The 5,663-nt window shown below is 39.7% G+C and carries 4 protein-coding genes; 3 read left to right on the forward strand and 1 reads right to left on the reverse strand.

Translation table 11 applies throughout. From position 1 onward, the window contains the following. Window positions 1-711 (forward strand): hypothetical protein (locus tag ACM0OZ_RS47450; RefSeq protein ID WP_414589922.1); only part of this gene is annotated, 711 nt, incomplete at its 5' end. Window positions 712-1,081: 370 nt separating this feature from the next. On the opposite strand, the gene ACM0OZ_RS47455 is transcribed toward ACM0OZ_RS47450, so the two are convergent. Continuing rightward, window positions 1,082-1,666, reverse strand: coding sequence for a hypothetical protein (locus ACM0OZ_RS47455; RefSeq protein ID WP_414589923.1), 585 nt, complete (start codon window positions 1,664-1,666; stop codon window positions 1,082-1,084). A 206-nt stretch (window positions 1,667-1,872) separates the two neighbouring features. Here ACM0OZ_RS47455 and ACM0OZ_RS47460 point away from each other — a divergent pair, with 206 nt between their 5' ends. Further along, window positions 1,873-4,632 carry a DDE-type integrase/transposase/recombinase gene (locus ACM0OZ_RS47460; protein WP_414589924.1) on the forward strand — a complete coding sequence of 920 codons (2,760 nt, stop codon included), beginning with the start codon at window positions 1,873-1,875 and terminating at the stop codon, window positions 4,630-4,632. Continuing rightward, window positions 4,632-5,642, forward strand: coding sequence for an ATP-binding protein (locus ACM0OZ_RS47465; RefSeq protein ID WP_414589925.1), 1,011 nt, complete (start codon window positions 4,632-4,634; stop codon window positions 5,640-5,642). Before ACM0OZ_RS47460 ends, ACM0OZ_RS47465 begins: the two co-directional genes overlap by 1 nt. Window positions 5,643-5,663: the final 21 nt, after the last annotated feature.

Here is a 5,663-nt window from a genome sequence, read left to right on the forward strand (position 1 = left end):
CAACGCATCCAACCTACCCCTCAAGAACCATCTATCGAAGTCGTCGAGCAACAAGTTGCACCAACCAATGAAGCATCGATTGATGTTCAAAGGGATGAACTTACATCTATTGAGCGACCGGAACAAGACAACCAAGTTCCAGAAAGTGCGAGCGCAACACCTCAGTTAGAGACACAAGTTCCAGTAGTCGCAGATGATGTGTCCGAGCAAATAACATCAGATTCCCAACAAATCGAACAACCTGCTATTGAAGAAGAATCTCCCGAAGCTGTTGTTCAATCTCCAGATGTTGCTGAAGATGTTATCGAGAGCAAAACGCCTGAATTTATTGATAAATACATAGTTCTCATTGCTCACGATAGCAAGAGATCGGAATTGGCAGAGATTGTTGCTCAGCATCAAAAGTTTTTCTCAAAGTGCCTCACCCTAGCATCATCTTCAATAAGCGATTTGGTAGCTCAACAAAGTGGCATAACGATCTCGCAACAACTTCCTACAGCCACATCTGGAGGATATCAAACAATCGCTTCAATGGTTTCTTCAGGAGATGTCCTAGCAGTTATCTTCTTGAGAGACTTGTTGATGCCTCAACCCGGTCAGGCAAATGAGGAAGCTTTGTTAAGATTGTGCAATATCAACAATCTTCTCGTTGCAACTAATCCCTCAACTATAGAAGCGATCGTGCATTACTTAGAAACTGCAAAACGGTAAAAATGCCCGTGTGCTTTGAACGATAATTTGTCCAAAAAAGACATGATATGCTTCACAAGCTGTGACTTAAAGGAAAAGATTGCCGAACCTATAGCCTGACTGCTTTTGTAGTCAAATCCCCGTTTTCCGAGAATGCGATCGCAAAGCACAAAAATGCTCTCAAAGCCTAAATTTAGCGTGGAACTCGCGGCAAGTTTATTCTTTAATGAGATTTAACAAACAATTCAGAATTAATCGAAATAATAGTGCTTTCAGCTTCTACTGCGGCAAGCTTTTACTTAAAAAAACGGCAATCTTTTCCTTTAAGTCACAGTTCTCATAGTTTATCCTTTAATTTTCGGCAATCTTTTACTTTAAGTCACACTTTCCATCATTTAATGGGGTGGAAGAGTCCATCTGAACCAAACTGCCACCCAACAGAACCAGGATCTTTCGACCTGCACCACCTTTCAAAATCCTTAGAACTCTGATTCTTTCGCTCTCGCTCCAAAGTTGCCACATCGACTCCCAATCTTTTAGCTAGATTTTCCCCCGTATAGGCTTGAAGTTCAAGCATAGGTGGATGATATTGGTAGGATTGCCTTCTATAAGGAGTTTTTGAGCGCTGCCCAAGTAAGGAGATTGCCCCTTCAATTTGTGCCAATCTCAAAGCGATTGCTTCGGTCTTCTGCTCCAACAATGAAAGCTGCTGTTTTAAGCCATCATCTACACCATTTTCTACACGCCCTTCTATACGATTGGCGACTCTTGTAAATTGGGTTTCAAGTTGGTGTAGACGAGTTTCTATACTATTTACTGTACCAGGAACTTGTCCCAGGATGTGATACAAGCCTTGGATGACTAAATCAGTGGCAGTGGTGTTACGTTCTCGTGCGGCGGCGCGGAGTGCATTAGTGAGGGTTTTGGTGTCACTGTAAGGATAAGTTGAGCAACTTTGAAGGCATAAGTTGAGCAATCAATTCTTTGAAACCTAATTAAATTCGATATAGCGTAAAGTAGAAATATGAAGATTTGAAAGCATAAGATGAGCAAACGTTCTGTTTAGAAAGTATAAGCTGAGCAAACATTTTCAACACGAGCGTTCATAAATATATAACGTTGTGCTGACATAAACAGTAGGAGGAACTCGGGCTAACGCGCCACCGGATTAAAGAAAGCATTATGCTTGACAACCAAGAGTTTAACAACTGGTGTCGTACTCAACACCTCAGTCGAGCAGCGCAAGCATTAATCTCTGAGATTCGTAGCACCAACCCATCTCGTCGAGTAACAGGGGGTAGGAAAAATGTTTGTGGCTCTTACCCCAGCAGAAAAATGGGAGTAACAATCCAATTCGAGAGCCACCGTAACGAATTAGCATGTATTTACGAACTAGAAAACGACCCATCTGTACTCGAATATTACGACCAACCAAAGCCTATCGAGCTAGTTTACCTTGCAAAAAGTGGGCGGAAAAATAGACACCAATATACACCAGACTTCTTTATTATTCGGACTGATTGCGCTCTTTGGTGCGAATGCAAAACAGAACAAGAACTAAACAAATTAACCGAACTTAGTCCAAATCGATATTGTAAAGGGTCAGATGACAAATGGCATTGTCCCCCAGGAGAAGACTATGCTCGTCTTTATAGTTTCGACTTCCAAGTATGGTCAGATGCTCAAATTAACTGGAACTTTCAACAAAACTTAATTTGGCTAGAAGATTACTTCGGTTACTCGTCAGAAATCATAAAAGAAACTGAAAAGTTTTTGATTGTAAACATTGTTAAAAATAATCCAGGGATAACCCTTGCAGAACTTTTAACAAATAAAGATATCAATGTCGATACCGTATATTGGTTAATTGCTTTTAATGAAATTTACGTAGAACTTGATAAAGTCAAGCTCTCGCAAGCTGAGACAGTACTCATATTTATTAACAAAGATGTGGCTTTATCTTATGAGTATCTAAGCAAGAGTGAATCACATCAAAAGACCAGCCATGAAATAGGATTACAAATAGCTGTGGGTACTTGTATTTCGTGGGATGGAAAATTTTGGGAGATAGTAAATACAGGAGCTGCAACTACTGGATTATTACGTGCAGATGGCAAGCTTATAGAGCTACCAAATACAGCATTCACAGCGTTAATTGATAATTGTAAAATAGCTGGAGTCGGTACAACTCTAAGCGAAAATATTAAAGCAGCATCAATCGAAATTCTACAACAGGCAACTTGTAAAGACATTATAGAAGCCAACCATCGCTACAGTTTAATACAACCATACTTAGTGGATAATCCTCCAATATACCCAAGCAGTACAATCCGCCGTTGGCGCAGTCAGTACCAAAAAGCTTTAAACATTTATGGAAATGGATATATAGGATTACTGCCTAATCACAACAGTAAAGGCAACCGTACAGCAAAAATTGACGCTCAAACCAAAGAATTTATGCTCGAATTTATACTAGAGCATTATGAAACACCCAAACAACGAAGAAAATTACGGGTTTATGAGCCATTTGTTTTAGCTTGTCAAAACCACTCTCCGCCATTAAAACCTCCATCCCGAATTACATTTTGCGCTTATATCAAAACTAGAAGCGGACACGAGCAAACTAGAAAGCGTCTTGGTAATCGGGCAGCTATTCCAGAAGAGCCATTTTACTGGGAATTAGAGCAAACTACGGAAAGACATGGCAGTCGTCCCTTTGAGATTGTCCATATTGACCATACTCAACTTGATATTGAATTAGTCAGTTCCCTCGAATCTCTAACTAGTTGTCATATTGCCACAAACAAGGATTTTTATCAAAATTTAGGTCGTCCTTGGGCAACCTTTATGGTTGATGCATATAGCCGGAAAATTTTAGCCGTTTACCTCACTTTTGATGAGCCAAGCTATCGAGCTTGTATGATGGTAATCCGCATAGTAGTGCAACGGTTTGGTCGATTTCCTCAAAGTATAGTTGTAGATAACGGCGCAGAGTTTCACAGTCACTATTTTGAACAATTATTAGCATATTACACTTGCACTCTCAAATATCGACCACCAGCACATGCCAGGTTTGGTTCAATTGTTGAAAGATTATTTGGGACAGCCAATACGCAGTTTATTCATGAGTTGCAAGGTAATACCCAAATTAAACGTCTTAACCGCCAAGTTACTGTATCAGTTAGTCCAGAACGATTAGCAATTTGGACATTAGGAGAACTATATTTAGCTATATGCGAATGGGCATATTCAGTTTATGACCAAAGATTGCATCCCACATTAGGTAAAAGCCCTCACGATGCTTTTGTCTACGGACTTGCCATTGGCGGAAGTCGTTTACATCAACGAGTCGAATATGACGAATTATTTAGCATCTTAACTCTACCTGCACCCGATGGGGGACAGCGGAAAGTTCAACCTGGAAAAGGGGTAAAAATCCATAATATTTATTACTGGGCAGACATATTCCGGAACCCAGAAATTGAGAAATCAATGGTGTGGGTGAGGTATGACCCTTGGGATGCAGGAGTTGCCTATGTTTTAGCAGGAAAACAATGGGTAAAATGCATTTCTTCGTACTATCAATATTTCCAAGGACGTTCCGAAAAAGAAATTCGACTCATCAGCGCAGAACTGAATCAGCACAAACGTAATTATGAGAGAAACCGGACAATAACGGATAAAGAATTAGTGAATTTTTTAAATTCTCAACAAGCATCTGAAGGGAGCTTCCTTAAACAACGCTTGCGTGATGCTGAACATTACAAAATTCACAAAATCATTCAAAATAGTTCTGACGAACCACACAAATTATATCCTACTTGTTCTGATAACGAAAATGCTCTCTCTTCACAAGAAGAAAATAATACTGAGACAAATTACAATTCCCAGAAGAGTTTCAACTCCAACACAGAAATTTTTGAATATTATGGAGAGTTTTAATGTCAACCGAAAAAAGCTTTCCTCGTGATTTACTCCAGCGACCTCAACAGGATAGAGTTGCTTATTTCCAGCAATATACAATGGCACATCCGAAATTACTATTAGCTTTTGAGAAACTAACACATGCAATTGATGACCCAGCAACTGTAGCTTTAATCTTTTTATTTGGTCCAACGGGTGTTGGTAAAACAACTTTACTCCGTCGCATGACAACTAAGTTGCTAACTTCAAATCTTGAAAAAATGGAACAGGATAAAGGCTTTATTCCTATTGCTGGGATTGAAGCTGCTACCCCGGAATTTAGTAACTTTAATTGGAAGGATTTTTACTCACGTGCTTTGACTGTTCTCCAAGACCCATGCTTGGAACTACCAGGTTACGGTCAAGTTACTAATTCAAAGTTGAAAACTTCGCTGGAAACTGCACTTAAATATCGTCAACTTCAAGTTTTTTGCATTGATGAAGCACAAAATCTTAGCAAAGTTGCCAGCGGACGTAAATTACGCGACCAAACTGATTGTATCAAATCGCTGGCTAACTTCACTGCTGTTAAGTTTGTACTGGCGGGTACTTATGATTTATTAATACTGCGAAATTTGAGTGCTCAACTGTGCCGACGTAGCCTGGATATTCATCTGGAACGCTACAAAGCCGAAAATCCGGAGGATTTAAAAGCTTTCAGAGGTATTGTCCAAACCTTTCAACGCCATTTACCTCTTGAAGTTGAGCCGGATTTACTTAAACACTGGGATTTTTGCTATGAGCGCAGTTGTGGTTGTGTGGGTATTCTAAAAGATTGGCTTAGCCGTGCGTTTTTTTATGCATCTTCTCAAGGAGATAAAACTCTGACTATTAAACACTTGCAATCGTCTGCTTACTCTACTGAACAATGCATGATTATAATCACCGAAACTAAACATGGAGAAAAGCAACTTGAGTTAATAGAGGACAGTTCTGCTTTAAGAATTGCTTTAAGCTTAGCTCTTAAGAAACACATTCCGTCGCCGTAGATTGAGCAACGAGATTAAAGC

Source organism: Scytonema sp. PCC 10023, from assembly GCF_963920835.1.
Lineage (GTDB): Bacteria > Cyanobacteriota > Cyanobacteriia > Cyanobacteriales > Nostocaceae > Kalymmatonema.

Excerpts from the sequence above, each read along its gene's own strand:
- ACM0OZ_RS47460 (WP_414589924.1), top strand. The coding sequence starts at position 1,873 with ATGCTTGACAACCAAGAGTTTAACAACTGGTGTCGTACTCAACACCTC.
- ACM0OZ_RS47465 (WP_414589925.1), top strand. The coding sequence starts at position 4,632 with ATGTCAACCGAAAAAAGCTTTCCTCGTGATTTACTCCAGCGACCTCAA.